The organism is Thermoflavimicrobium daqui, assembly GCF_003313465.1.
Taxonomy (GTDB): Bacteria; Bacillota; Bacilli; order Thermoactinomycetales; family Thermoactinomycetaceae; genus Thermoflavimicrobium; species Thermoflavimicrobium daqui.
The window spans coordinates 298,826-323,588 of sequence record NZ_KZ845666.1; the positions used below are offsets into that span (position 1 = coordinate 298,826).

20 protein-coding genes are annotated in these 24,763 nt (G+C 36.1%); 1 reads left to right on the forward strand and 19 read right to left on the reverse strand.

Annotated features, from left to right (window positions below; genetic code table 11):
* Positions 1–22: 22 nt before the first annotated feature.
* The 8 genes from DL897_RS09490 to secA form a co-directional block, all read right to left on the reverse strand.
* Entirely contained in the window at positions 23–475 is a 453-nt protein-coding gene (locus DL897_RS09490) for a hypothetical protein (RefSeq protein ID WP_113658903.1), read from the reverse strand.
* Positions 476–501: 26 nt separating this feature from the next.
* Complete coding sequence (locus tag DL897_RS09495) at positions 502–936, reverse strand: DUF350 domain-containing protein (RefSeq protein WP_113658904.1); 435 nt, start codon at positions 934–936, stop codon at positions 502–504.
* 469 nt (positions 937–1,405) lie between these two features.
* Positions 1,406–2,086 (reverse strand): TerC family protein, encoded by a 681-nt coding sequence (locus tag DL897_RS09500; RefSeq protein WP_113658905.1) that lies wholly within the window; start codon positions 2,084–2,086, stop codon positions 1,406–1,408.
* A 327-nt stretch (positions 2,087–2,413) separates the two neighbouring features.
* Positions 2,414–2,749 carry a c-type cytochrome gene (locus tag DL897_RS09505; RefSeq protein WP_113658906.1) on the reverse strand — a complete coding sequence of 112 codons (336 nt, stop codon included), beginning with the start codon at positions 2,747–2,749 and terminating at the stop codon, positions 2,414–2,416.
* 23 nt (positions 2,750–2,772) lie between these two features.
* A complete protein-coding gene (locus DL897_RS09510) occupies positions 2,773–3,444 on the reverse strand; it encodes a hypothetical protein (RefSeq protein ID WP_113658907.1) in 672 nt (223 codons plus the stop codon).
* 152 nt (positions 3,445–3,596) lie between these two features.
* Positions 3,597–4,388 (reverse strand): enoyl-CoA hydratase/isomerase family protein, encoded by a 792-nt coding sequence (locus DL897_RS09515; RefSeq protein ID WP_113658908.1) that lies wholly within the window; start codon positions 4,386–4,388, stop codon positions 3,597–3,599.
* Positions 4,389–4,714: 326 nt separating this feature from the next.
* Positions 4,715–5,816, reverse strand: a protein-coding gene (gene prfB / locus DL897_RS09520) for a peptide chain release factor 2 (protein ID WP_113658909.1) whose coding sequence is annotated in 2 segments (ribosomal slippage) — positions 4,715–5,743 and positions 5,745–5,816 — 1,101 coding nt in all. Because the reading frame shifts where the segments join, the coding sequence is not laid out codon by codon here.
* A 427-nt stretch (positions 5,817–6,243) separates the two neighbouring features.
* Complete coding sequence (gene secA, locus DL897_RS09525; protein ID WP_113658910.1) at positions 6,244–8,790, reverse strand: preprotein translocase subunit SecA; 2,547 nt, start codon at positions 8,788–8,790, stop codon at positions 6,244–6,246.
* A gap of 401 nt (positions 8,791–9,191) precedes the next feature.
* Here secA and DL897_RS09530 point away from each other — a divergent pair, with 401 nt between their 5' ends.
* Positions 9,192–9,839, forward strand: a complete 648-nt coding sequence (locus tag DL897_RS09530; protein WP_113658911.1) for a glucosaminidase domain-containing protein — start codon at positions 9,192–9,194, stop codon at positions 9,837–9,839.
* A 75-nt stretch (positions 9,840–9,914) separates the two neighbouring features.
* Here the strand turns inward: DL897_RS09530 and DL897_RS09535 are convergent, their stop codons facing one another.
* The 11 genes from DL897_RS09535 to DL897_RS09585 form a co-directional block, all read right to left on the reverse strand.
* Positions 9,915–11,471, reverse strand: coding sequence for an endonuclease MutS2 (locus DL897_RS09535; protein WP_113658912.1), 1,557 nt, complete (start codon positions 11,469–11,471; stop codon positions 9,915–9,917).
* Positions 11,472–12,017: 546 nt separating this feature from the next.
* Positions 12,018–12,863: a CPBP family intramembrane glutamic endopeptidase gene (locus DL897_RS09540; RefSeq protein WP_113658913.1), complete on the reverse strand. Its 846-nt coding sequence runs from the start codon at positions 12,861–12,863 to the stop codon at positions 12,018–12,020.
* Between the two features lie 349 nt (positions 12,864–13,212).
* Entirely contained in the window at positions 13,213–14,496 is a 1,284-nt protein-coding gene (locus DL897_RS09545) for a glycosyltransferase family 4 protein (protein WP_113658914.1), read from the reverse strand.
* Between the two features lie 171 nt (positions 14,497–14,667).
* Positions 14,668–16,044: an O-antigen ligase family protein gene (locus DL897_RS09550; protein WP_145962215.1), complete on the reverse strand. Its 1,377-nt coding sequence runs from the start codon at positions 16,042–16,044 to the stop codon at positions 14,668–14,670.
* Between the two features lie 378 nt (positions 16,045–16,422).
* Positions 16,423–17,484 carry a non-hydrolyzing UDP-N-acetylglucosamine 2-epimerase gene (gene wecB / locus DL897_RS09555; RefSeq protein WP_113658916.1) on the reverse strand — a complete coding sequence of 354 codons (1,062 nt, stop codon included), beginning with the start codon at positions 17,482–17,484 and terminating at the stop codon, positions 16,423–16,425.
* A 547-nt stretch (positions 17,485–18,031) separates the two neighbouring features.
* Positions 18,032–18,586: a ribosome hibernation-promoting factor, HPF/YfiA family gene (hpf, locus tag DL897_RS09560; RefSeq protein ID WP_113658917.1), complete on the reverse strand. Its 555-nt coding sequence runs from the start codon at positions 18,584–18,586 to the stop codon at positions 18,032–18,034.
* Positions 18,587–18,874: 288 nt separating this feature from the next.
* Positions 18,875–19,735: a transporter substrate-binding domain-containing protein gene (locus DL897_RS09565; RefSeq protein ID WP_168188743.1), complete on the reverse strand. Its 861-nt coding sequence runs from the start codon at positions 19,733–19,735 to the stop codon at positions 18,875–18,877.
* A gap of 647 nt (positions 19,736–20,382) precedes the next feature.
* Entirely contained in the window at positions 20,383–21,105 is a 723-nt protein-coding gene (locus tag DL897_RS09570) for an amino acid ABC transporter ATP-binding protein (protein ID WP_113658998.1), read from the reverse strand.
* Positions 21,106–21,112: 7 nt separating this feature from the next.
* Positions 21,113–21,799, reverse strand: coding sequence for an amino acid ABC transporter permease (locus tag DL897_RS09575; protein WP_206186508.1), 687 nt, complete (start codon positions 21,797–21,799; stop codon positions 21,113–21,115).
* 394 nt (positions 21,800–22,193) lie between these two features.
* Positions 22,194–22,979, reverse strand: a complete 786-nt coding sequence (locus tag DL897_RS09580) for a basic amino acid ABC transporter substrate-binding protein (protein ID WP_240627345.1) — start codon at positions 22,977–22,979, stop codon at positions 22,194–22,196.
* 300 nt (positions 22,980–23,279) lie between these two features.
* Positions 23,280–24,140, reverse strand: coding sequence for a transporter substrate-binding domain-containing protein (locus DL897_RS09585; RefSeq protein WP_113658920.1), 861 nt, complete (start codon positions 24,138–24,140; stop codon positions 23,280–23,282).
* Positions 24,141–24,763 lie beyond the last annotated feature (623 nt).

Consider the following 24,763-nt stretch of genomic DNA (forward strand, 5'->3'; position numbering starts at 1 on the left):
CTACAAAATCTCCCTTCATTCTTTAATTTGAAGTAGGTCTAGCATAATATACATACACCTTCCGGTTTTCATCAATTTCGGAAACTACTCTTTCCCATTCTACCTCTTCAAGATAAAGAAAATTACTTAACAAATGTGCCAAAGCTTCTTGCCAATCATGAAAATGAAAACGATGAACTAATTTATCTTCTTTTACACCTCGCTGGTAATGTCTTAATTCAATCCGAATCCCATCCCAATTTGGCATAAAAGTAAGCTGTGAATCTACTATCTTCTTTTCAGGATCAACACGAACATAGATAATATATACCCCTTCTTCAATCGCACAAGATGTCACCTCATAACTCTTGTGATCTTGTACAAAGTAGTCACAAGCAAAGCGAAGCAATACCTCTTCTTTACTAATTTGACTGTAAAAGGAAATGATGGGGAATCCTTTCTCTTCATCAAGTAGTCGATACTCTAATCTTGCCATCAAAAACACCTATTTCTTTCAAATGTTCAATAGTTGATAAGAGCAGCTAAAGTAATCCCAGAAATGATACTTAGTTTAGAAGAAAATATAGCTACTGCAACATTTCCATTGGGAATTTCAGTTAGAACATTGACAGGAGCAAACAAATGAAATAAGTAAAAAACAATCACTTGTATCAATATTCCTAAACATCCCCAAATAACTAAATCAAAGATAGGCACAGAGTTAAAAATGGAAGAAGCAAGAACAGCAGCTAAACCAATCAACCTCCCCCCCAAATCATGAGCCACAGCTTTTGCCGCTTCTACTTTTTTAGGCTCTGAGTTATTTGCCCCCTCTTTAATTAGAACAAAATGATTGTAAGGTGTAGATATAATAAACACAAAAATACCAATAAACAAAATGGGAAGTACTGCTATAAAGTAGCTCATAAAGTTATAAAAGGCATCCAAGTTCCACATCTGTATTTCTTCCTCCAATTCTTCCCATCGTCAAACTAAGAAACTTACATCCTTACACTATTATTATAACTGATAAGTTTCCTTCCATTTAACCAAGGAACATGAACAAAAACGCTCAATTCTCTTAAATTTCCTTTACAATCAATAAATGGAATCATAATTGATAGTAAAAAATCAAGTTATTTATACTTGATTCAAGTTGCCCTCTTAATTAGCCGCTCATCGCTTCCCCACTCACTATCGCTAAAGGTTTGGCGCAAAAGCTGATCCTACACAAAAACGATTTACGACTTCCTCTAGGTATGATCTGGATTTTCCATCGAATGATGGCAACATGCTGTTGATTGATTGCCAGCAAATAGTGGCTTTCCTAATTCTGTTCAAGAGCTTTTTTACTGTTTTTATTAAGCAGTAGTAGAACGGAATAGGAAAGCCGTTATTTACCTACAAACAAATCCAAGCAATTTAATTATACTTGATTAGATTTCATTTTTCTGTTTTTTAATAATCTACCGATTAGAAGGACAACAACAATAATACCAACAATAGTTATATATTTCAACCATATATTCTGATCAAAAAAGACTTTCACAATATTATCATCAACAATCATTTTAGCTGCCGTCCATGCAAGAATTCCTGCTCCAATGTAAATAATCCACGGAAAGCGATCCATCAACTTTAAAAATAGTGTACTGCCCCAGATAATAATAGGGACACTAATTAATAATCCTAGTATGACCAGAACATAATCCCCATGTGCAGCTCCTGCAATTGCTAGTACATTATCTAATCCCATCGCTGTATCAGCAATAATAATCGTACGAATAGCTGCTCCCATACTCTCTTTTGCTGTTACATGTTCATGATCTTTATCATCAATAAGCAACTTACAACTAATCCAAAGCAAAACAAGCCCGCCCACTAATAGCAATCCTGGGACTTTTAATAGCCATACGACGACTAAAGTACAAACAATTCTCATAACTAAGGCGCCTACTGTTCCCCATAATATCACTTGTTTTTGCTTATCCTGGGGCAAGTTTCTGGCAGCCAATCCAATTACAATTGCATTATCACCTGCTAAAACCAGATCAATCACAATAATGGATAAGAGTGCAGAGAGAAAATCTAACGATAAATACTCCATTTTTGACATTCCTCCTCATGAATTTGATTCATTCGAATACAGATTATAATCTTAAAAATCAGTTGTCATATCTCAAAGGGCCTAAAAAATATAAAAAGACCTTTACTTTTTTAGGAAAAAAGTAAAGGTCTTGCTAACAACATAATACGTTGCCAACAAAGCCGGGGTATTCCCGTAATGACGACTTTGTTGTAACAGCTACTCCCCTTTTAATATGAACATTTTCCATAGTTATTTTAGCATAAATTATCAAGGGAATCTATACTTATATAATTGATTCTAAAAAAAAATTTTGTCATCCAAGACACAAATGATCATAGCACTCATTTATTTTTTTTCTGCTAACCAATTTGATAGTTTTTCTCTAGCTTGGTCAGAAAGCTGCATCTGGCTTGGCATTGATCCTTTTCCATCTTTGATGATTTTAGAGATCTGATCTTTAGACATTTTACCACCAATCTTCTCCAAATTAGGACCGATTCTACCTTCTAAATTTCCGCCATGACAACTAGAGCAATTATTCGCATAGATTTCTTCAGGTGCTAACGATGCTTCTTGTGCTTGCCCCGGTTGATCTGTTTTGGCAGATTGATTGGAGCCACAAGCTGCAAGTAAAACTGTACTCATAGCTACTATTAAAAATAATTTTTTGCTTTTCAACATGTTTCCACTTCCCTTCCCATCACTTATAACGTTTTTTTGTGTGATAGATGCTGTTGATCTCCATTTTGTGACGGATTAGCTTGGGAATTATTCCCCCCCTTAGACAACATAGTTCGTGATAGCATAGAAGAGTTGTTTTTATGCTGATTATCACTATTTGTCTCTCTTCTTGGATTTAATAAACTTTGTTTATACTTCCGTCGATTAGCTGAAGGTGGCTTTGGCTCCTCTTTCGCTGTCTCTATCGATACTTTTTTGGTTGTCATATTTACTTCTAAACCTTGACTATTAACCATCGGTGGCTCGTTTTTCGATTTTTTAGAGAGGAAATTAAGTCCCTTGTTTGAACGTTTCTGCTGTTGTTCATTCATATCAATCTCAAGCTGTCCTTCATCATGCACTTCTACTGAAGTGATGATTTCTTTATCTTCATCAGGTAATATCTTGCGCGGCTTTCTTTGTTCCAACTCTTTTTTCTTAGATTGAAAGCGTTTCTCACGCTCTAAAGTAGCTCGACGTACTTTTTCTACAGATATTGCTTCTGTGTTCGTTTCCATCCTTTCACCAGGAAACAAATTCTCTAATTCTTCTAGTTCTTTTTTTCTACGTTTACTAATGATCATACTGATTATAATAACACCAATAATTACAACTAAAACGCCAACCCATAGAATTGGGTTCATAAGTATGGACATAGTAAAACCTCCTTCATCTATTATTTCCAAATAATTGAACAATCATTTCATAACGAAAGCCGGCAAAGTTGCCGGCTAATTATTAGCCAACTGGAACAGGCGCTTCCAGTTATTCCGATCAGCGTACTTACATAATTGGCTAATTTGCCGACTTATCGGCCTTTAAATTGTGGTTGCCTTTTTTGTAAAAATGCATCCATTCCCTCTAAACGATCGTCTGTTTGAAAGGCGAGCCCAAAGTATGCTGCTTCTACTCCTAATCCTGTCTGTAAATCGGTATCTAATCCCCTATGTACAGCTTTTTTGATAAGATTTAAAGCAAGCGGAGCTTTTTGAGCAATTTTTTCAGCTAATTGCTTCGCTTCATCTAACAAATGTTCTTTAGGGATTAGCTTTTGTACAAGTCCCAATTCTTTTGCTTCCGCAGCTGTGAGAAAATCTCCAGTCATACATAAATATTTAGCCATATTTTTACCGATTGCTCTCGCTAACCTCTGTGTACCACCATATCCTGGAATAACACCTAGATTAACTTCAGGCAGTCCAAAGCGAGCATTATCAGAGGATAAAATGATATCCCCACATAAGGAGAGTTCACATCCACCCCCCAATGCAAATCCATTGACTGCCATGATTACTGGTTTAGATAGATTTTCGATGCGATTAAATAGAGCTTGACCTTGAAGGGCTACTTTTTCGGCTTCAAGTGCAGAATCGATTTGCCGTAGTTCTGCAATATCAGCACCAGCGACAAAAGCTTTATCACCAGCTCCAGTTAAAATCAAAACGCGAACATCATCTGCTTGTTCCACCCAAGTTATTGCCTCATTAAGTTCTTGAAGCAACTCTTGGTTTAAGGCATTCAACACTTTAGGGCGAGAAAGAGTAAGCAGAGCCCATCCATTCCCCTGTTCAAGCATAATATGTTTCCATTGATTTACCATCGTTGGTCACCCCGATCTTAAGTTTCCTCACAAGTTTTTCCAATCCCGCATCTTTACAAAGACTTTTACATTGATTTCTACCATCAGGAAGCATATTTTCTCTAAATAATGTTTTATTGTCCTTCATAATAAAAATAAAACTTCTTACAGTAGATAAGATTACAATCTAATTCAACCTATCATCACTTTTAAACTCAACGATTTCACTGTAATCCTTGACTCATAGAAGAACCGTAATTTTGATGAGACAAACAATCTGTTTTAAATCTTTGAATCAGACTATTGAACATGCTCTCTTGTGAGATAAACCACTCTATCAACCAGGCCTATTTCATACGACTACGAAGAAAAGCTTCAATAAAAGAACCAATTTCTCCATCCATTACAGCTTGAACATTTCCAACTTCGACTTGGGTACGGTGATCTTTAACCATGCTATATGGGTGGAAGACATAAGAGCGAATTTGATTCCCCCATCCAATTTCTGTTTGTTCACCTTTTAAAGCATTCAACTCTTTTTGTTGTTCTTCAAGTTTCCGTTCGTATAAACGAGCTTTTAAGATTTTCATTGCTCTTTCTCTATTTTTAATTTGAGATCGCTCCGACTGACAAGTTACCACAATATTGGTAGGTAAATGAGTAATTCGGACCGCAGAATCCGTTGTATTGACATGCTGCCCTCCTGCTCCACTAGAGCGATAGGTATCTATTTTAAGCTCATCCGGTTTAATCTCGATATCTACGTCATTGTCAACTTCTGGCATAACATTTAAAGATACAAACGATGTATGTCGACGACCTGAAGCATCAAAAGGAGATATACGAACTAAGCGATGAACTCCTTTCTCTGCTTTTAAATATCCATATGCATTTAGTCCTTTGATCAGTAGAGTCACACTTTTGAGCCCAGCTTCTTCACCTGGAAGGTAGTCCAGTGTTTCTACTTTGTAGCCACTTTTTTCAGCCCATCGGGTATACATACGTAAAAGCATGGATGCCCAATCTTGCGACTCCGTTCCACCTGCTCCAGGATGAAGTTCAATAATCGCATTATTTTTATCATAAGGTTCATTAAGCATCATATTTAATTCAAAGGAATCAATCATTTTCTTTAAAATATGAATTTCATTGATTTGTTCTTCCCATAGTGCTGGGTCATCCTCTTCTATGAGTAGTTCTAGAATCATTTGTAGTTCTTCTTGTTTTTCTTCTAGCTCTACCATCTTCTCGATTTGCTCTTTTAGATGCTTCATTTCGTCGATCACTTTTTGTGCGGCATGTTGATCATTCCAAAAGTCGGGTGCAGCCATTTGCTCTTCCAATTGTTTTAATCTTTCCTGTTTAGCATCGAGGTCAAAGAGACCCCCTGATATCCGCCAAACGTTTGGCTGTCGTTCCTAATTCCTGTCTCATTTCATTTAATTCCATTTTCGTCACCTCAACTAGAAAACATCTCTTACCATTATAACCCGGATTAATCAAGGAAGAAAGCGAAAGAAGCTTCATTAAAACAACAACAAAAAGCGTAAGGAGTCATTTTCCTTCAGTTGTGCCGTTTTTCCTAAATTAGGTAGCGAGGAGATCGTATTTTCGTCACGTTTCTCTTAGTGTTCTAGAAGAACGTAACACTGCACATGCTGATTTAACTTCCATCAGCTGTAACAGGCTGATGCAGGTTGCCAACCGATTCCACTTATTTCACTAAGATAGACACTATAGAAGTTCTAAGAGATAACGTCTCTTAGAACTTCTAATCCCGTATAGATAGGGCCAGAGACCTCTTAGCCCAATATAACTCTCCTCTTATTCCATGGATTGGACAATCGACACTTCTGATTCTCCTTACGCTTTTTGTTTACGCATTTATACTTTCTAATCGCTTCGTTTTTTGACAACAGTTTTTATACTTTTTCCCACTTCCACATGGACAAGGTTCATTACGCCCAATCTTCTCACCACGCCGAACAGGTTGTTTTTTCGACTCTTTGCTCTCTTGATCTCCACCACCAGAAGAAGCAACTGTATTTACGGCTACTTCTTCGCGTTCAAATTCATCTTCTTCGTGCACAACTGCTTTCAATACATATTTGATAACTTCCTCTTCGATATCCTCAACCATTTGATCATACATCGCACGACCTTCAAATTGATAAGAGCGAAGTGGATCATCTTGTCCATAAGCTCGCAAATGAATACCTTGTCTTAGTTCTTCCATAGCATCGATGTGATCCATCCATTTACGGTCAACGGTTCGTAAAATGACAACTTTAGAAAACTCTTGTAAACGTTCATTACCTAGTTCTTCTTTTCTCTCTTCATAATACTTTACGATTGCTTCATCAATCGTTTGGATCATCTCTTCAGGCTCTTTGTTTTCCAAGTCCTCTACTTCAATACGACCTTCTGGCAAGAGGTTACTCGAAATAAAATCAACAATCGCTTCAAGATCCCAATCCTCTTCAAGCTCTCCACTCGTGTGAATGCCTACAATTCTCTCAATCACTGATTTAGCCATAGCTAGAACAGTTTCAGATAAGTCATTGCTCATTAATACTTCCCGACGTTGTTTATAAATAATCTCACGTTGGTCATTGAGTACATTATCATATTTGAGTACCCAACGCCGCGCATCAAAGTTATTACCTTCCACTTTTTTCTGTGCATTCTTCACTGCCTTAGTAAACGTACTTCCGTGGATAGCTTCATCTTCATCAAAGCCCATTTTTTCTAACATTCCTTCGATCCGTTCAGATCCAAAACGGCGCATCAGCTCATCCGAGAAAGATAAGTAGAACTGAGACGAGCCAGGATCTCCTTGTCTACCTGAACGACCACGTAACTGATTATCAATTCGACGGCTTTCGTGTCGTTCGGTTCCAAGTACATGCAAACCGCCAAGTTTATCAACACCTTCACCCAATTTAATATCGGTACCCCGTCCGGCCATATTCGTCGATATCGTGACCATACCACGTTGTCCCGCTTGGGCAATAATTTCCGCCTCACGCTCATGATTCTTGGCATTAAGCACTTGGTGAGGAATTCCCACTTTTTTTAGCATCCGTGATAGTTTTTCCGACTTCTCAATTGAAACAGTACCAACTAATACAGGTTGACCTTTTTTATGACGCTCAGTAATCTCGTTTACAACTGCACGAAACTTTGCATCTTCCGTTTTATATAACAAATCGGATAGATCTTCACGAATCATTGGGCGGTTTGTAGGAATTTGAATGACATTCATATTGTAAATCGTACGGAATTCCTCTTCTTCTGTTTTAGCCGTACCTGTCATCCCAGCAAGCTTTTGATACAAACGGAAATAGTTTTGTAAGGTAACGGTAGCTAATGTCATGCTTTCACGTTGAACTTGTAGACCTTCTTTAGCTTCAATCGCTTGGTGTAATCCGTCACTATATCGACGACCTTGCATCAAGCGGCCTGTAAACTCGTCTACAATTACAACACCTTCTTCATTAACTACATAATCTTCATCTCGTTTCATCAGTGTGTGTGCCTTCAAGGCTTGCTGAACGTGATGGTTTAAAGAGATATTTTTTAGATCATACAAGTTGTCAATCCCTAAAAAAGACTCAACTTTCTTGGCTCCGTCTTCAGTTAGTGACACCTGTTTTGTTTTGATATCAATCGTAAAATCTTCTTCCTTTTTTAGGCGACGGACAACTTGATCGGCTACATAATATAGGTCTGTAGCTTTACTTGCCTGACCGCTAATAATAAGAGGTGTACGAGCTTCATCGATTAAAATACTGTCAACCTCATCGATAATCGCATAGTTTAGTTCACGTTGTGTCAGTTGTTCTGGATATAGCACCATGTTATCACGCAGATAGTCAAAACCAAATTCATTATTCGTACCATAAGTGATATCTGCTAGATAAGCAGCTCTCTTTTCTTCTGGAGACATATGAGGTAAGTTTAACCCTACTGTTAATCCTAAAAACTCAAAAACTGGCCGTAGCAATTCACAGTCCCGTTTAGCTAGATAGTCGTTCACTGTAACAACATGAACGCCTTTACCAGATAGTGCGTTGAGGTAGGCTGGCAAAGTAGTGACCAACGTTTTTCCTTCCCCAGTCTTCATTTCAGCTATATCACCACGATGAAGGACAATTCCTCCTACCAGCTGCACACGATAATGGCGCTCACCACGAACACGTTTTGCAGTTTCACGTACAACTGCAAATGCTTCTATTAACAGATCATCTAAGGTTTCCCCTTTTTCTAGCCTTTCTTTAAATTCATCAGTTTTGGCTCGTAACTCTTCATCAGAAAGAGTTGAAATTTGAGGCTCCAAAGACTCAATCTCATCTACCATCTTAAAATACTTTGCTAGTTGACGCTCATTGCCATCAAATAATTTACGAAGGGCTTTAAACACCTTCATCCCCTCCATTAGTTAAAATTTATAACTAAACAGTTCATCATCATCCATGTTAATAAAAAAATACTAACTATTAGTTTAACAAATCACAAGTTTTTTTTCACGGTTCATGTGTTTGAGGGTGATTGAAGTCACTTTGCTTTAACGACCTTAATATCCTTCTATTCTAAAGAACGCTATCTATTTTGAAATTGTGTCTTTTTTAGTCTTTAAATATTGTTCATATTTTTTACATAGCCCCCACCATATACATATGCTAAAATACAACTCAAAAATAGTACGAAAGCGTTTGCTAATATTGCATAAACCAGATAATTACCTAAAACTCATCCAACATCATTTCTATTGATTTGTGTATGAAGATCCAACAAAAATTTCTAAGAGATTAAAGGGATATTATGGTTAAAAGATACGCTAAATTCATACTAATTTTATTGACCTCCGTCGTGCTGATTCTATGCATTTATTTATGGTATCGTTCGTCCAACTTCTATGGCAATTACCTACTATCAAAGATAATAAATGACCACTATGATAATTACCTACTTTCAAAAGCACCCAATGACCATATTCTATGTCGGACCAATCAACGAATTATTCCAATAGAAGAGTTAGATAAAAAACTAAAAAATAAAGGAGTTTTTAAAAATAAAGGAGCTGCCTTTATCAATGCTGGAAAAAATCATAATGTAGACCCTACCTTGGTTGCAGCAATTGCTCTATTCGAAACAGGCTATGGAACATCGAATGCTGTAAAGAATTATAACAACCCAGGTGGACTTATGGATCCTGATAACCCCATGGAGTTTCAGCGATTTGAAACTTTAGAAGAAGGAATCAATGCTATGACAGCTAATTTATATCGTAATTATATCAGTCTTGGCTTAGAAACCCCAAAAGAAATTGCACCCAAATATGCACCTGTAGGAGCCAAAAATGACCTCTATGATACTAATGGCAACTGGGCTCCTACCGTCACAAAGTTTATCAATTATTTGGGAGGGTTAAGCCAAAATTGTGATGAAACCAAAACAAGCCGCGATTAGATGATTAGCGGCTTGTTTGTATGACCTTAGAATATTCATTTCTTTTTTATTGATTTTTCCATACGCTCCAAATGATTATGATTTATTTGCTTTCATTTGCTGGTTCTTACCATATGTCGTTTCATGTGCCTTTTTTATTATTTTTGGATCAAGACCTAGCATTCGGGCGACTTGAAATGCTTGGCTTTCTCCTGGCTTTCCTATAGTAAGCTGGTATAGTGGCATCAAGGTTTCCAGATCAAATTCCATTCGGGCATTTTCAAAATCCGGATGTCGATATGCATAAGATTTAATGTCATTATAATGTGTAGTAGCGATGGTAAGTGCCCCTCGCTCATTCAATTGATCTAAAATAGCGATAGCTAATCCCATACCTTCTGCAGGATCTGTACCCGCTCCCAGCTCATCTAACAAAACCAGTGAATATTGGTTGACCTTATTTAAAATATCAATCACATTTTTCATTTGGGATGAGAATGTACTTAAGGATTGCTTGATGTCTTGATCATCACCGATATCGATAAACACATGTTCAAACAATCCTACTCGGCTATCTTTAGATGCAGGAATGTGCAAACCAGATAAAGCCATCACAGTCAATAGCCCTGCTGTTTTTAATGTCACGGTCTTCCCACCCGTATTTGGGCCTGTAATCACTAGGGTACGAAAAGTTTCACCTAACCCGATATCCAAGGGTTTCGCTTCTTGATGTAACAAAGGGTGTCTCGCCTTTTTTAAATCAAGTATGGGTGTATCTACAATTTCCACTGGTTGAGCATTCAAGAATTCACTGTATTTAGCTTTAGCAAACACAAAGTCATAATGGGCTAATATCTCAGCATTTGAGCGAATCTCCTGTTCATATACTTCTGCCATTCCAGTAAGCATAGATAGAATTCTCTGTTCCTCAATGAATTCATGCCCTTGAAGTTCCAATATTTTTTGTTGGTCTTTTTGAATTCCTTTTGGCTCAATATACACGGTAGAACCACTGGCTGAAGAGTCCAGTACCTGACCAGCAATCTTATTTCGATACTCTTTCTTAACAGGAATCACATAACGACCATTACGCTGGCTGACAAAGTACTCTTGTAGATACTTACGCTTGGCGGGTGAATGTACTATTTTTTGTACCGTATCCTTGATTCTCTGTTCATGAGTAGTAATTTGTTTTCGAATTTTCGCTAGCTCTTTACTGGCATAATTATCTATAACTCCATGACGGATCGAGTTAATTATGGCCTCTCGTAACTCTTTTAGCTCGGATATATTTTCAGCATAACTGCTAATTATTGGAGGGAGTAGAGCCTTGTCTTTCATAAATTCTTTCAGTCTGTTACCACTTTCAATAAATCGAAGGATCACTTCGAATTGGGAGGGCTTAAAAACCATCCCCTTATTAAATTGGTCAAGCATCTGAGCTACTCCCGACAAACTGTGTATTGGAACTTGTCCCTTCTTCAAAATGATCTTCGCTTCTGTCGTCTCTTGTATTTGTTGCTCTATAGTTTCCCTGTGATACTGGGGTTTTAGATCACGAATGTATACCTTTGCTTCATCAGATAGTGTATATTTGCTTAACTCTAATTTCACTATATCAAACTCCAACTTACGTTCAGTTTTTTCTTCCACTATGAATCCCTCCTACATTTAGTAAAACTTGCTATTATAAAATAATTATCCACCTTTATACCGCTTACTCTCTGAACAAATCATGATTACATGAGCAATTTTTACAAGATCAGGGATACTGAGGTTCATTCGTTCGTCTTAAAAATAAAAAGACCGTAAGTGAACACAAGGATCACTCACGGTCTGAAGATTCAGATCAGCTTTAAATAAACCTGTATACAAAAATATGCAGGTTAGTAGGGCCAGATCAGCTTCATTATCCTGATGTGTTCTTAACGAGCAAACGGAAGAAAGGTCATTTGGGCATACCTCACCCTTAATAACAGGCGTAGTTTTTTTGCCTTCAATTACTTCTCCGTATCCAATTTGCTTTAGTTAAGAGCACACACAGACATCAACATCATTCCTTATATATGATTATTCATAATTGTAATATAGAATTGTTCCCATGACAAGAGTACTTAATGATCGATTAATAATATGGTTAAGAGAACGTTGTTCATCCAAACATTTCCGTCTTGCTGGGCGCATAAAAAGCCGCTAGACCTACACACGGCTTGTTCGAATATAACATTTCAGGGATTTTTCTTCGGTCTTACTATTTTTCCAGATCATCCAAGCTAATAAACTCCAAATAACTAAAGCTACAAGCCCCGATTCTCCAACGATATAAGACCAACCAAACTCTTTTTGATGGAAAAACTCTGTCATAAAAGATCGTATATGGTTAATGAGCATATGCAATAGAACGACTGGCCAGATACTTTGACTCTTCGTACGAACCCAACCCATCACTAGTCCAAGCGGCAAGATCGTTACAGTAAAAAGAACCATATTGATCCAAACATTTCCATCTTCATTATACTGATTGAGGTAGAAAGGATAGTGAAAGATAACCCAAACCATCGAGGTATAAAGCCACGCTTTTTTCTCTCCTAATTCTTCTGATAAACGCACTTGTAAAAATCCGCGCCAACCGATCTCTTCAGCAAAAGCAAATACGAGCGGAGTTGTCAAATACATAAAACCCAGGTAAAACTGAATCATCGCAAACAGCCGGCCTACTTGTGTCATTCCTGCTGGAAAGTGTTCTGTCGTTGGTAAATCTACGATTCCAACACTCCATGCTACCAAAAAGCTCAATATTACAGGAACACTAGCAAGTATGGCTACCAAGTACCAACGAATTTTTCCTAAACGATGAACTCCCATCTTTAAGAAGGTTTCTTTTCTATTTCCAAAAAAGATCAACATTACTATTACTGCTAACATTGGTGCTGCTTGAGCCAACATGATAAAGAGTGGCGCTTTGATTAAGTTAAAGACTAATGTAATCCCTAATACCACCAAGATAAAAATTCCGATATCCAGCATTCCTTTTTTCTGATTCATGTTTTTGCCCTCCGTGTTTCTGTTTTGTTAATCCTAGTTTACATAGGATAAAAGAGGCTTCCCATCGATTTAACTTTCAAAACAGAATATTAACCTTTCACTTTTGCAAGATTTACAGAGGGCGCCTTCTTAATCGACCGCTCATCGCTTCCTCTCTCGCTCTCACTAAGTGACTAGCCCATCGAGTTTCGCAGAGCTTTTCTTATGAAACACACTTGCCTCTTTGAGGGCAAACATAAGCCATTCAACTAGGTGAAGCATATTTCCTAATAGCCCTAATATTAACTCTCATAATGGCACAAAAAATAGCAGGCTTGTTTTACCTGCTATTTTTACTCATCGCATCGTTTTATTTCTTATCATCATTTGTTTGTGCAGTTTGATCTGTTGAAACAGCTGTTTTCTTACTAGTAACAGCTTCAACACACTTTTTTAATAAGCCAAAGAAGCGGTGTGCTAACTTTTGACGATCCCCTTCCCGGTCTATATATTCTCGACCGTTTTTCGCTATTTGTTCTAGTAATTTAGGAGTATAGTTTCGTATCCGTTCAATGGCTTTAGCTAGTCCTTCAGGATCTTCTGCTCCACTATAAATACCAACACCATTTTTTTCAACGATTTCTCGTACTTCTCCATCAACAGTGGTAATAATCGGTTTCCCAACAAAAGTGTAGTCGAACAATTTATTTGGTCTAGCTCCCTTAAAGATGTCATTATTTGCTAATGAAATAATTCCGCAATCAGCAGCATACGTATAATCAAAAATCTCCGCTTTAGGGACGGGATCTAAAAAGTGGATATTTTCGATTCCTTCTTCTTGCTTGATACGGATTAATTTTTCCTTCTCAGGACCATCACCAATCAGAACAATGTGTGTTCCATCCGGCAAAAACTTCCCTGCCCTTACGACATACTCAAGGGCATTCGCGGGACCGTGTGCTCCTGTATAAATCGCTACAAAGTCATCAACAGGAATACCCATTTTCCTCTTAAATTCCGCTCTCTTGTTCACATTCGGCTTCCAAGATCCTACGACAATGCCATTTGGTATTAACTCGATTTTATCTCGATCAATACCTTTATCCGCAATAAAATTGCGTTGATGCTCTGTTAGAACGACAATCTGATCTGCTTTTCTATATAATAAGGATTCCATCCATGTCAAAAGGTTAACGATCATCCGATTATTTAAGCCACCCATTTTAATAAGGGAATCCGGCCATAAGTCTCGTACCTCAAATACAAAAGGACAACTTTTTAGCTTTGCTAATAACCATCCGGCAAAAGCCGTAAACAAATGGGGAGATGAAGCTACAATAATATCTGGTTTTTTCTCAAATAAACCTCGTAAAAAAAAGACGAGTGCAAAGCTTCCCATATTAAAAATACGGCGAAAATCATTTTGTTTATGTGGGAAAGACCAAAGCCACTTGAGGTTTAAACGATCCACTTTTTCCAATTCTGCTTTTTCTTCTTGTGATATAAATGTTCGACGTGGATGTATAAAACTAGACATCCACAAAGTCACATCAGCATTATTTTCTTCTGCCCACACTTTTGCTAGCTCATAATGACGAGTAATCCCAGCAATATTCGGTGGAACAGCATAATGATTTACTAACCATATTCGCAATCTCTTTCACTTCCTTCATTAGAGATCCACAATTCTGATGAATAAAAATAAAGGAATAACCTTAGCTGTTAGCCTTTTGAATACGGCTAACAGCTAAAATGCACCTTTTCAACATACAAAAAGATGATAGTTAGGCTGCTTTTTCATTTTTCTCTAGCTTCTATAGAGAATTTATGCAGTTTGTCCTTCTGTTCTTTGCTTCTCTCCAATTGCTACAACTGCTAATGCAATGCCAATTACAGACCACATAGGAGTAAAGTGAATACACGAACTTGGAGCAATCCCTCCAAAAGAAAAGCCAATGAGTGCTAATAAACTAGACAAGGCACTCCATCGAACGAATGAAGAAACATGAGGTGCTTTTTTGATTCGCGAGAGATTCCAAAGTTTAACCAGGAGCCATAAATATACAGACATATAAAGAACAAAAACAATGACCCCAAAATTCACCAATACCTCTGCCCACCAGTTATGGATATTTACTTTATTAACTCCTTTTTTTCCTTTCATATGTGCTTCTACATTTCCCGCACCTACACCAAGGAAATGACTCTTTTGTAAGAAGTCTAAACCATAAAGGAGTAGATATTTCCTAACAGTAATACTTTGGCCTCCGGTTCCCTCACCCTTTTCCACCTCATCAAGCTCATGGATATTCATGGTGCCACCTTTGAGATCTTTAAAAATACCAAAGGTGCTTGCTAACTTATCTCGACCATTTTGCGCAAGTAAAACTTGACTAAGCAAACTAACCAATAATACAACCGATAAGATAACTGCTATTCCTTTAAATATATACTTTTTAGTTAGTTTTTCTTTCTGAACAGTGAAAGGTAATGCTAATAACCAGATAATAAGAATGAGAGGAAGTGCAAAGAAGGTATTGCTACGTGATCCTGTGGCTAACAAGCAATATAGAGCAATAACAATTAAGATATAAAGGCAAATCTTCATTTTACGCGACAATTTCAAAGCATACATTGCCGTTGCTAAAAATGGGAAAGCCAATGTTATATAAGTTGCAAAGTCGTTTTGATTTCTAAAAAAAGAAGTAACTGATGCACTATCACTCATATAATAGCGTGACGAAGGTAAATGAAAATAAGTGATCGACTCAAAGAAACCAAATAACACCATTATACAGAAAACCGCAAAACCTACAACGAAAGTTCGCCTAAGCTGTTTTTGACTATGTGCAAAGTATGGAAAAGCTATACAAAATGGGATCATCATAGCTAAAAAGAAGAGATAGCGAATCCCAAATTTTAAATTAATTACCCAAATAAGTGAAATTGCAGCATAAAGCAGCCAAAACGCAAAAAAAGCGATAGGCCAACGAATTGGCTTTAGATGAGAAGCCTCTAATTGCTTCGTCGAAATAAAGCGAACGATCAAAGCGATAAGTAAAACAAAAAATGCAATTCGAAAAAACATTAAATTAAAGTTTGGCAATAGTTTCACACCAAAAGTAGGGCCTAATAAAGCGAAGGCCATCATGACATAAAATAGTATTTCAAGACGCGACCTGCTAAATAATTTTTCTATCACCTTACCCCATCCTTAAAAATACAAAGTTCTAATCAACAAAACTAGTTGCTTTCCTTTATCATTGACCTGCAATTAACCCGTTTAGTCTTAAACATAAAGTTGAAGTAAAATCCTTTCCGAAGTACCTAAAAAGTAATCATAAGTTTTCTTTTATCATATTAACCTATCCTATGCAACCTAAGTACTGGTATTTTCCACAAAAATACACATCCATTATAACAATCTTTGAACATTTAAACATAGATAACCGAAATGGGTCTCTCTTACCAATTAAAGTTATTGAAACAACTTCAAGAGAGACCCATTCTTTGGTAAATCTTTCTTGCTATTGTTCTTGATTAGCTTCTGATTAATGATAGGCAACGATAAACTCGTATGTTATTCACCCATCAACTGACTCACAATTTTTTCTGCTGCTTTTCCATCACCAAAAACAGGTGGAATTTGTGCAAAGTCAACAGTAAAATGACTAACCGCATGCAATATTTCCTTATGACTTGCACCAACTAATCTATTTGTACCTAGTTCAACCGTTTCTGTCCACTCCGTCTCATCACGCATGGTAATACATGGGACTTGTGCAAAGAAAGCTTCTTTTTGTACACCACCAGAGTCAGTTAAAATTTTCTTAGCGTTAACTTCTAATTGAAGCATATCCAAATAGCCCACTGGTTCTATCACCATAACATTTGGATTAGCAATCTCTAGCTGGTACTGTTCTAGTTTTCCATAGGTACGTGGGTGAAGAGGTAAGACGGCTTGATCCTCTAGTTGATTTATAGCTTGTACAATCTCTTTAAGTCGCTTAGGATCATCTGTGTTTTCAGCACGATGTAGTGTAATTAAAAGAAAAGAGCTAGGTTCTAAATTCAGTCGGCTAAGAATTTTCGACTCTTGCTCAGCTAACTTACGATTATAATTAACTGCATCTAACATAACATCTCCGCTCAAATGGACGCCTGCTGTAATTCCTTCGTTTTGAAGATGATGTACTGCTGTTTCTGTCGGGCAAAATAACCATTTTGAAACATGATCTGTAAGTACTCGATTAATCTCTTCTGGCATACGGCGGTTAAAGCTTCTTAATCCTGCTTCTACATGAGCCACAGGAATATGTAACTTGGCTGCAGCTAATGCACCTGCTAAAGTGGAATTCGTATCCCCATAAACTAATAAACAATCCGGCTTTTCTTTAAGTAAAACTTCTTCAACCTTAGCCAACATAGCTCCTGTTTGTTCTCCATGCGATTTGGAGCCAACATGTAAGTGATAGTCAGGTCTTGGAATATTTAATTCTTCAAAAAAGACATCTGACATCACCTTATCATAATGTTGCCCTGTGTGAACCAAAATCTCTTGGCCTACTTTTCTCAATACACGAGATACTGGTGCTGCCTTAATAAATTGTGGTCTAGCCCCAACTACTGTCACAACTTTCATTCCAAAAACCCCTTAGCAAATTAAAATATTTCATCTATAATTCACTCATTTTGGATTCGGTATCTAAAATGTAAATATCTTATACCGATCCCGCAACACTCCTCCATTAAGCAGGAATGACATTTTCTAATTCATATAAACTACCATACGTAAGCCGATCCCCATACCTTGTTTATCATAACATAGGATCATTCATTTCACTAACTACTGAAGCTAGATTTTCATTACATAGTAAAACATTACATTTGAATTAAATTTATATGTATCTATCCTATTCAAGGATAAGTCCACTGTTAGACAAACTTTTCTATATAAAGAGGTGCCCCCTGAATTAGCTGCTCATCACTTCCCCACTCACTCCCACTAAAGGTTTGGTACAAAAGCTGATCCTACACAAAAACGATGAGTGACTTCCTCTAGGTATGATCTGGATTTTCAATCGAATTATGTATCATGCTGTATAAAAGATTAAAACAATGGACGCCTGTTAAATACAGGCGTCCATTGTTTTAATATCTAATATTTTAGGGTTTACCCCTTTGATCACTTATTCTGCTTCAATCAATCCATACTTTCCATCTTTACGTTTATAAATCACATTTACCTGATCTGTTTCTACATTGATATAGACAAAAAAGTTATGACCGAGTAAATCCATTTGTAAAATAGCTTCTTCAGTATCCATAGGCTTTAATTCAAATTGTTTGCGACGAACTATTTCAAAGTCTTCTTCCTCATCTTTGGTAGCTATTGCTACAGACTGTGTAGTAAAAGCATTCTCAAACTGTATAGAGCGGAGGCTTCCATCCTGACGAAACTTGCGATTCACTTTTGTTTTGTACTTACGAATCTGCCTTTCAAGCTTCTGAATAACCAGATCGACAGATGCATACATATCTTCACTTACTTCTTCAGCACGTACCAACAAGCCAGGATAAGGAATGGTTACTTCAACTTTATGTCGTTCTTTTTGTACGCTTAATGCAACATGGGCATCAGTTGGTGTGTCAAAATATTTCTCCAGTCTTGAGAGTTTCTTTTCGATAAACTCTCGTAATGCATCTGTGACTTGTAGATTATTTCCACGGATGACATAGTTCATAAGGTGAATCCTCCTTCCGCTTTATAATTTATCTATTCCCGCCCATCTTAAAAAATCCCTGCTAAATTATTAACAAATTCCAAAAGAAAAATTAACCAAAAAATAATATAATCCTCTCTTTTAAAGAGTTGTTCTATTTTTAACTAAATAAATTAAGAAACCCACTTCACTTTTTAGAGTGAAATGGGTATTTTGTCTTTGTTGGTTTTGACCCTTTTGAGTTAACTTTATACGTAATATGAATTTCAAAAATAAGCAGTATGATAAGCTCCAGTGTTTATCGAGGGTTTATTCTTCTCCAAAATACTTTTTATAAATTTTATCATAAGTACCGTTTGCTCTAATCTTTTGCAATCCATCATTTAATTTTTTTAGCAATTCAGCGTTTCCTTTTTTCACTACAATACCATAACTTTCTGGTGTAAAAAATGGATCTTCTAGTGCTTTGATTTTTGTACTTCCAACCTTGACAATAAATGTTTGTTCACCGTTTGAAGAAGAAATCTTCTCTTCTTTTTTTATCTCCGACTTTTCAAGTGTTTTAACATAGTACTTAACAACCCCACTATCGGCTACTACTGCACTTAAGCGACCTGCTGCTAATTCTTTGACTGCCGTCGGAATATCATCAAATTCCTTTAATTTGGAGTAATTTTCACCAAATTCTTTTTTTACTGTTTTAGATCCTGTTGAATTAACAAGGGTTCCAATCTTTTGCCCTTTTAAATCTTCCATAGAACTTGCATTTGATTCTACTGGAAGTAAAAGTAACTGCTTAGAAATAAAGTATGGATTTGTAAAGTCATATTTACTTTGTCGCTCAGGTGTAATCGAAATTGCTGCAATTGCTGCATCTGCTTTATCTTGTTCTACTTCTTTGAACATGGGTTCCCAGCCTACATGTTTTAAATCTGCTTCAATCCCTGCTTCTTTAGCTATCGCATTTAAAATATCAGCATCAAACCCCGTGATCATCCCATCTCCTCCAAGACTTTCAAAAGGAGGAAACTGGGCATCTGTTGCCACCAACAACCTTTTCTCATTTGCCGAACTTTCTTCCCCACCAAAGTCTACCTTAATATTACAGCTAGTGAGAACAAGAACAGTAGAAACAACAAAAATAATAACCAAACCTAATAACTTTTTCACTTTAACACCTCCAATTGGATTTTTAAAAAGAAGTTCCATCATGGATAACTTGCAATCGATCACCTAAATGATCCTATTATTTGTAAATAAACAAATAAAGTAAAGACTGACTCAAGAATATTTAATCTAAAAATTTATATAACAAATTTACATTGGTAAATGAAGGTAATATTAAATGATATTGGAAGTCGCAAAAATAGGTTTAATCATTCCTCTATTCGGTATAATCACGAAAAGGCAAATTTATTTTAATAAAAGTTTATGATTTTATTACACATACCTATCCGAGAACCTTTTAGCTTATTTATGAATTCATTCGTATCTCTGTTCTATGTAGTAAAATAACTTACCCAGATTTTCTTCCTTTGATCATCTTGGTTTTGATTTATAAATATATTAATACTAATTATAAATAAAATTTTATATGTATAAAGATACGAATGCAACTGGTTTTTATTTACATTTCTGCACTTTAATATTTATTATATAAATAACCATTCGGGTAATTTATTTATATTTAAACTATTATTCCCATTTTGATATACATTTTCAAAACAAAGGGAATGACATCAAAAAGATGTTTTCATCTTTTTCGGGCCATCCCCTTCATTATTATCATGTATAATTTCATTTTAAGAAGTCGTATGCTACAACACCTTACTTAAAAACACTTGAGTCCGTTCATGTTTTGGAGAAGTAAAAACTTGTTCTGGTGTACCTTCTTCCAGAATTAAACCCTCATCGATAAAAAATACTCGATCTGCTACTTCACGTGCAAATCCCATCTCGTGGGTTACAACCACCATCGTCATTCCCTCTTGTGCTAATTCTTTCATTACCGCTAAAACCTCACCGACCATCTCAGGATCTAAAGCCGAAGTAGGTTCATCAAATAACATTACTTTTGGTTCCATAGCCAAAGCTCTCGCAATAGCTACCCGTTGCTTTTGCCCACCAGATAATTCTTCAGGATAAGCTTGTGCTTTCTCTTCTAATCCAACCTTTTGAAGTAATTGAAGCGCTTTCTTTTCTGCTTGCTCTTGAGAAACCTTTCGTACATGGATCGGAGCAAGCGTAATATTTTCGATGACTCTTTTGTGTGGAAATAGCTCAAATTGTTGAAACACCATTCCTACATTTGTTCGAACTTGGTTTATATCTGTTTTCGGATCCGTCAGATCAAAGCCATTAATGATAACTTTACCTGAAGTAACCTCCTCCAATAGATTTAAACAACGCAAAAATGTACTTTTACCTGACCCACTTGGACCAATTACACAAACTACTTCACGCTCATGAATTTCTGTTGTGATACCTTTTAAAACTTGATGTTCTCCATAGCTTTTTTTTAAATCTTTTACTTGGATCATGGTCATCTCACTTCTTTCTCGTTTGCGGTGTAAAATGTTTTTCTAGATAGAAGACAACACGAGATAGTATTAATGTGATAATTAAATACATCACGGCTGCTGTAATATATGGACCCATACGCTCGAAAGTAGATTTAGCAGTCGTAAAGGCAGCATAGGTAATATCATTTACTGCTATGACTGTCACAAGGGAAGAATCCTTTAATAAAGCGATAAACTCATTACCTAAAGGAGGTAACATCCGTTTGAATGCTTGAGGTAAAATAACTAATCTCATTGCCTGTGCATAGTTCATTCCCAAAGAACGAGCCGCTTCCATTTGTCCTTTTTCGATCGACTCAATTCCTCCACGGAAAATCTCCGATATATAAGCTCCTGCATTTAAAGATAGAGCCACAAAACCGGAGAATAATGCAGACGGTGGAGTTATTTGCAAAATTTCTTCACAAATCGTTGGAATAACCGCAAAATGTATGGCTAAAACCTGTAGTAATAAAGGAGTTCCTCGAAATAAATCGACATAAATACGTGCAGGTATCTTTAAGTAAGCTTTACCTGAAATCTGCATTAGCCCTAAGATCAAACCGATCAAAAGACCAAACCCAATTCCAACAATGGTTAACTCAATAGTAGTAATAAACCCACGAATAAAAAAATCTTTGTATTCGATAACTACAGACCAATCAATACTCATAGTAATAGTTCCTCCGCCTTTATCCCTTCATCATTAACAAGTTAATCACAAAATTATACACATATCCACAGAATAGTCCCATCTGACATATAATATCCTTTATTCTAAAAAATAAATTACATCAAAAAGGGGACATCTCCCCGATACTAATGACAAAGTCATTTCCATGAAACACCTTTTAATAGGGTATTTCTGGGGAAAGCTACAAACTCGCTTTGTCAAAAGTACGAGGGATCTCCTCTTTTTCATTAAACTTAAAATTAACTAATCAACCTCGCATCGCTTCCCCACTTTCTCTGCTAATGCATAGTGTAAAAGCTAATCTAGTGAAAAGTGATTTGATACTTTCGTCGAGATGGTACATTTTTTCCTCAATCAAGCTACGATGTACATATTACTTTTTACCAAAATATTTTTCATAAATTTTGTCATATGTACCATCTTGGCGAATTTTCTTTAGACCTTCATTGATTTTATTAAGTAATTCTTTATTACCTTTTTTAACCAAAATTCCATATTTCTCAATTTTAATTGATGGATCTTCTACTGTTTCAAATTTGTCTTGTCCTAGCTTTTTCAAGTAATCAATGGCAACTGCTTTATCGACGACGACAGCATCCAAACGCTTCAATTGGAGATCATCTACAGCACCAGGTACATCATCATATCCCTTTAAGTTAGCATAAGTTTTTCCAAATGCGTTTTTTACAACTTCTTCACCCGTTGTTCCTGCCATCACACCGATTTTTTTACCATTTAACTCTTTTAATGTTTTCACATTTGAACCTTTGGGTAATAGAATCCATTGTTTTGCATCAAAATACGGTTCACTAAAGTCAAACTTTTGTTTACGCTCATCTGTCATTGTAATAGCAGCGATCGCAACATCTAACTTCCCTCTGCTAATACCATCAAACATAGCATCCCAGCCCATATGCTTTAAATCCGATTCCATACCAGCAGCTTTAGCTACAGCGGCTATTATATCTGCATCAAAGCCAGTGATTTTCCCATCGGATTCCATTTTTTCAAAAGGCGGAAATTGGGCTTCTGTCCCTACACGGATTTTCTTAGAACTAGAAGATGAAGTCTCATTGTTATTTGCTTTTGAACCACAACCTACAAGTACCAAGCTAATCGTCATAAAAACAGTGACTAATAATAAAAGGCCTCTTTTCACTATCATCGCTCCTTGCTATCAATTCAGTAACATAGATAAAATCATAAATATCCATTTGTAGTTATAATAACAAATAATAGAAAATTTGTATGCAATCAAATTATACAAATTAAACATATTGACATATTTTAATATTAGATTTTTATATAGTTTAGCCATGTATCTTGAGTAGTCGATCTATCAGTGAATGCTCTATTAAAATTAGCTACTCACTATTCTAAACGCATGAACTTGTTAGCCAAATAACGGAATATGCCCTAATGTATAATAATGTTATCTATTTTATATACAAAGAAATATTTATTCTTCTCCAAAGTACTTCTTATAAATTTGGTCATAAGTACCATTGGCTCTAATCTTTTGCAATCCTTCATTAAATTTTTTAATAACTTCTTTATTACCTTTTTTCACCATAATGCCATAGCTTTCCGGTGAAAAAAACGGATCTTCTACTGCTTTAATTTTTGTGCTTCCAATCTTGACAACAAATGTATGCTCACCTTTTTCAGATGAGATTTTTTCTTCTTTTTTGACCTCTGCTTTTTCAAGTGTCTTGACATAGTACTTGACAACACCACTATCTGCTACCACAGCATCTAAACGACCCGCAGCCAGTTCCTTTACTGCTGTTGGAGTATCATCGAATTCCTTCAATCTAGAGTAATTTTCTCCAAATTCTTCTTTAACTGTTGCAGCTCCTGTTGAGTTAACAAGTGCACCAATCTTAAATCCTTTTAAATCCCCTAAGGTTTTAGCATTAGATTCTACTGGAACTAAAAGTAATTGCTTAGAAACGAAATATGGATTTGTAAAATCATACTTACTTTGTCGCTCAGATGTGATCGATATGGCAGCAATGGCAGCATCTGCTTTCCCTTGATCTATTTCTTTAAACATGGGGTCCCAGCCTACATGTTTTAAATCCACCTCAATTCCAGCTGCTTTAGCTGATGCATCCAATATCTCTGCATCAAAGCCTGTAATAATTCCATCAGCCCCAAGACTTTCAAACGGGGGAAACTGAGCATCTGTGGCTACAACAAGCCTTTTTCCATTTGCTGAACTTTCTTTTCCTCCAAAATCCACCTTGATATTGCAACTTGTTAGAATCATAGCACTAGCGACAACTGCAACCATAACCAAGCCCAATAATTTTTTCACTTCAACACCTCCGATAGATTTTTAAAATAAAGAAGGTTGTATAGTTCAATCACAAATCATTCATAAATGCTTGATCAGCAAGCACTTCCTGAAGGTCCACTTTAAGGTGAATTGTTTTTAGAGTAGAACCTGTTTGGAATGATTCATAAATATAACTCAGATTTTTGATTGAGCTATACAACATAATTTTATATTTATAATAAATAATCACTTAATTTTATTCATATTGAATAGTCAATTTTATTTATAGTTACTGATCACATTATGTTGCATCATTTGATTGGATATCTAGATCATCCCAGGCCTTTACGCCATACCTTTTGCGGGAGTAAGTTAAGTACGAAGAGCGATTGATTAAGAGAGAAACCTCTAATCTACGTTTAGATCAATTAAAATAACTTGTTATGTGGGAAGAGATGACCGATTGGAGTCTTTTAAAGCGTTTGTGGATAGATCTATAATAATTACATATAAGAATAATTTTACATGTATAAAAATGCAAACTCAACTGGTTATTATTAACAACATACAGAAAATAACTTAATTTCATTCTCAAATAACCTATTAATATTTATTCTTATTATAATTTGTTCTTATTTTATAATACTGAAATCAACTGTACT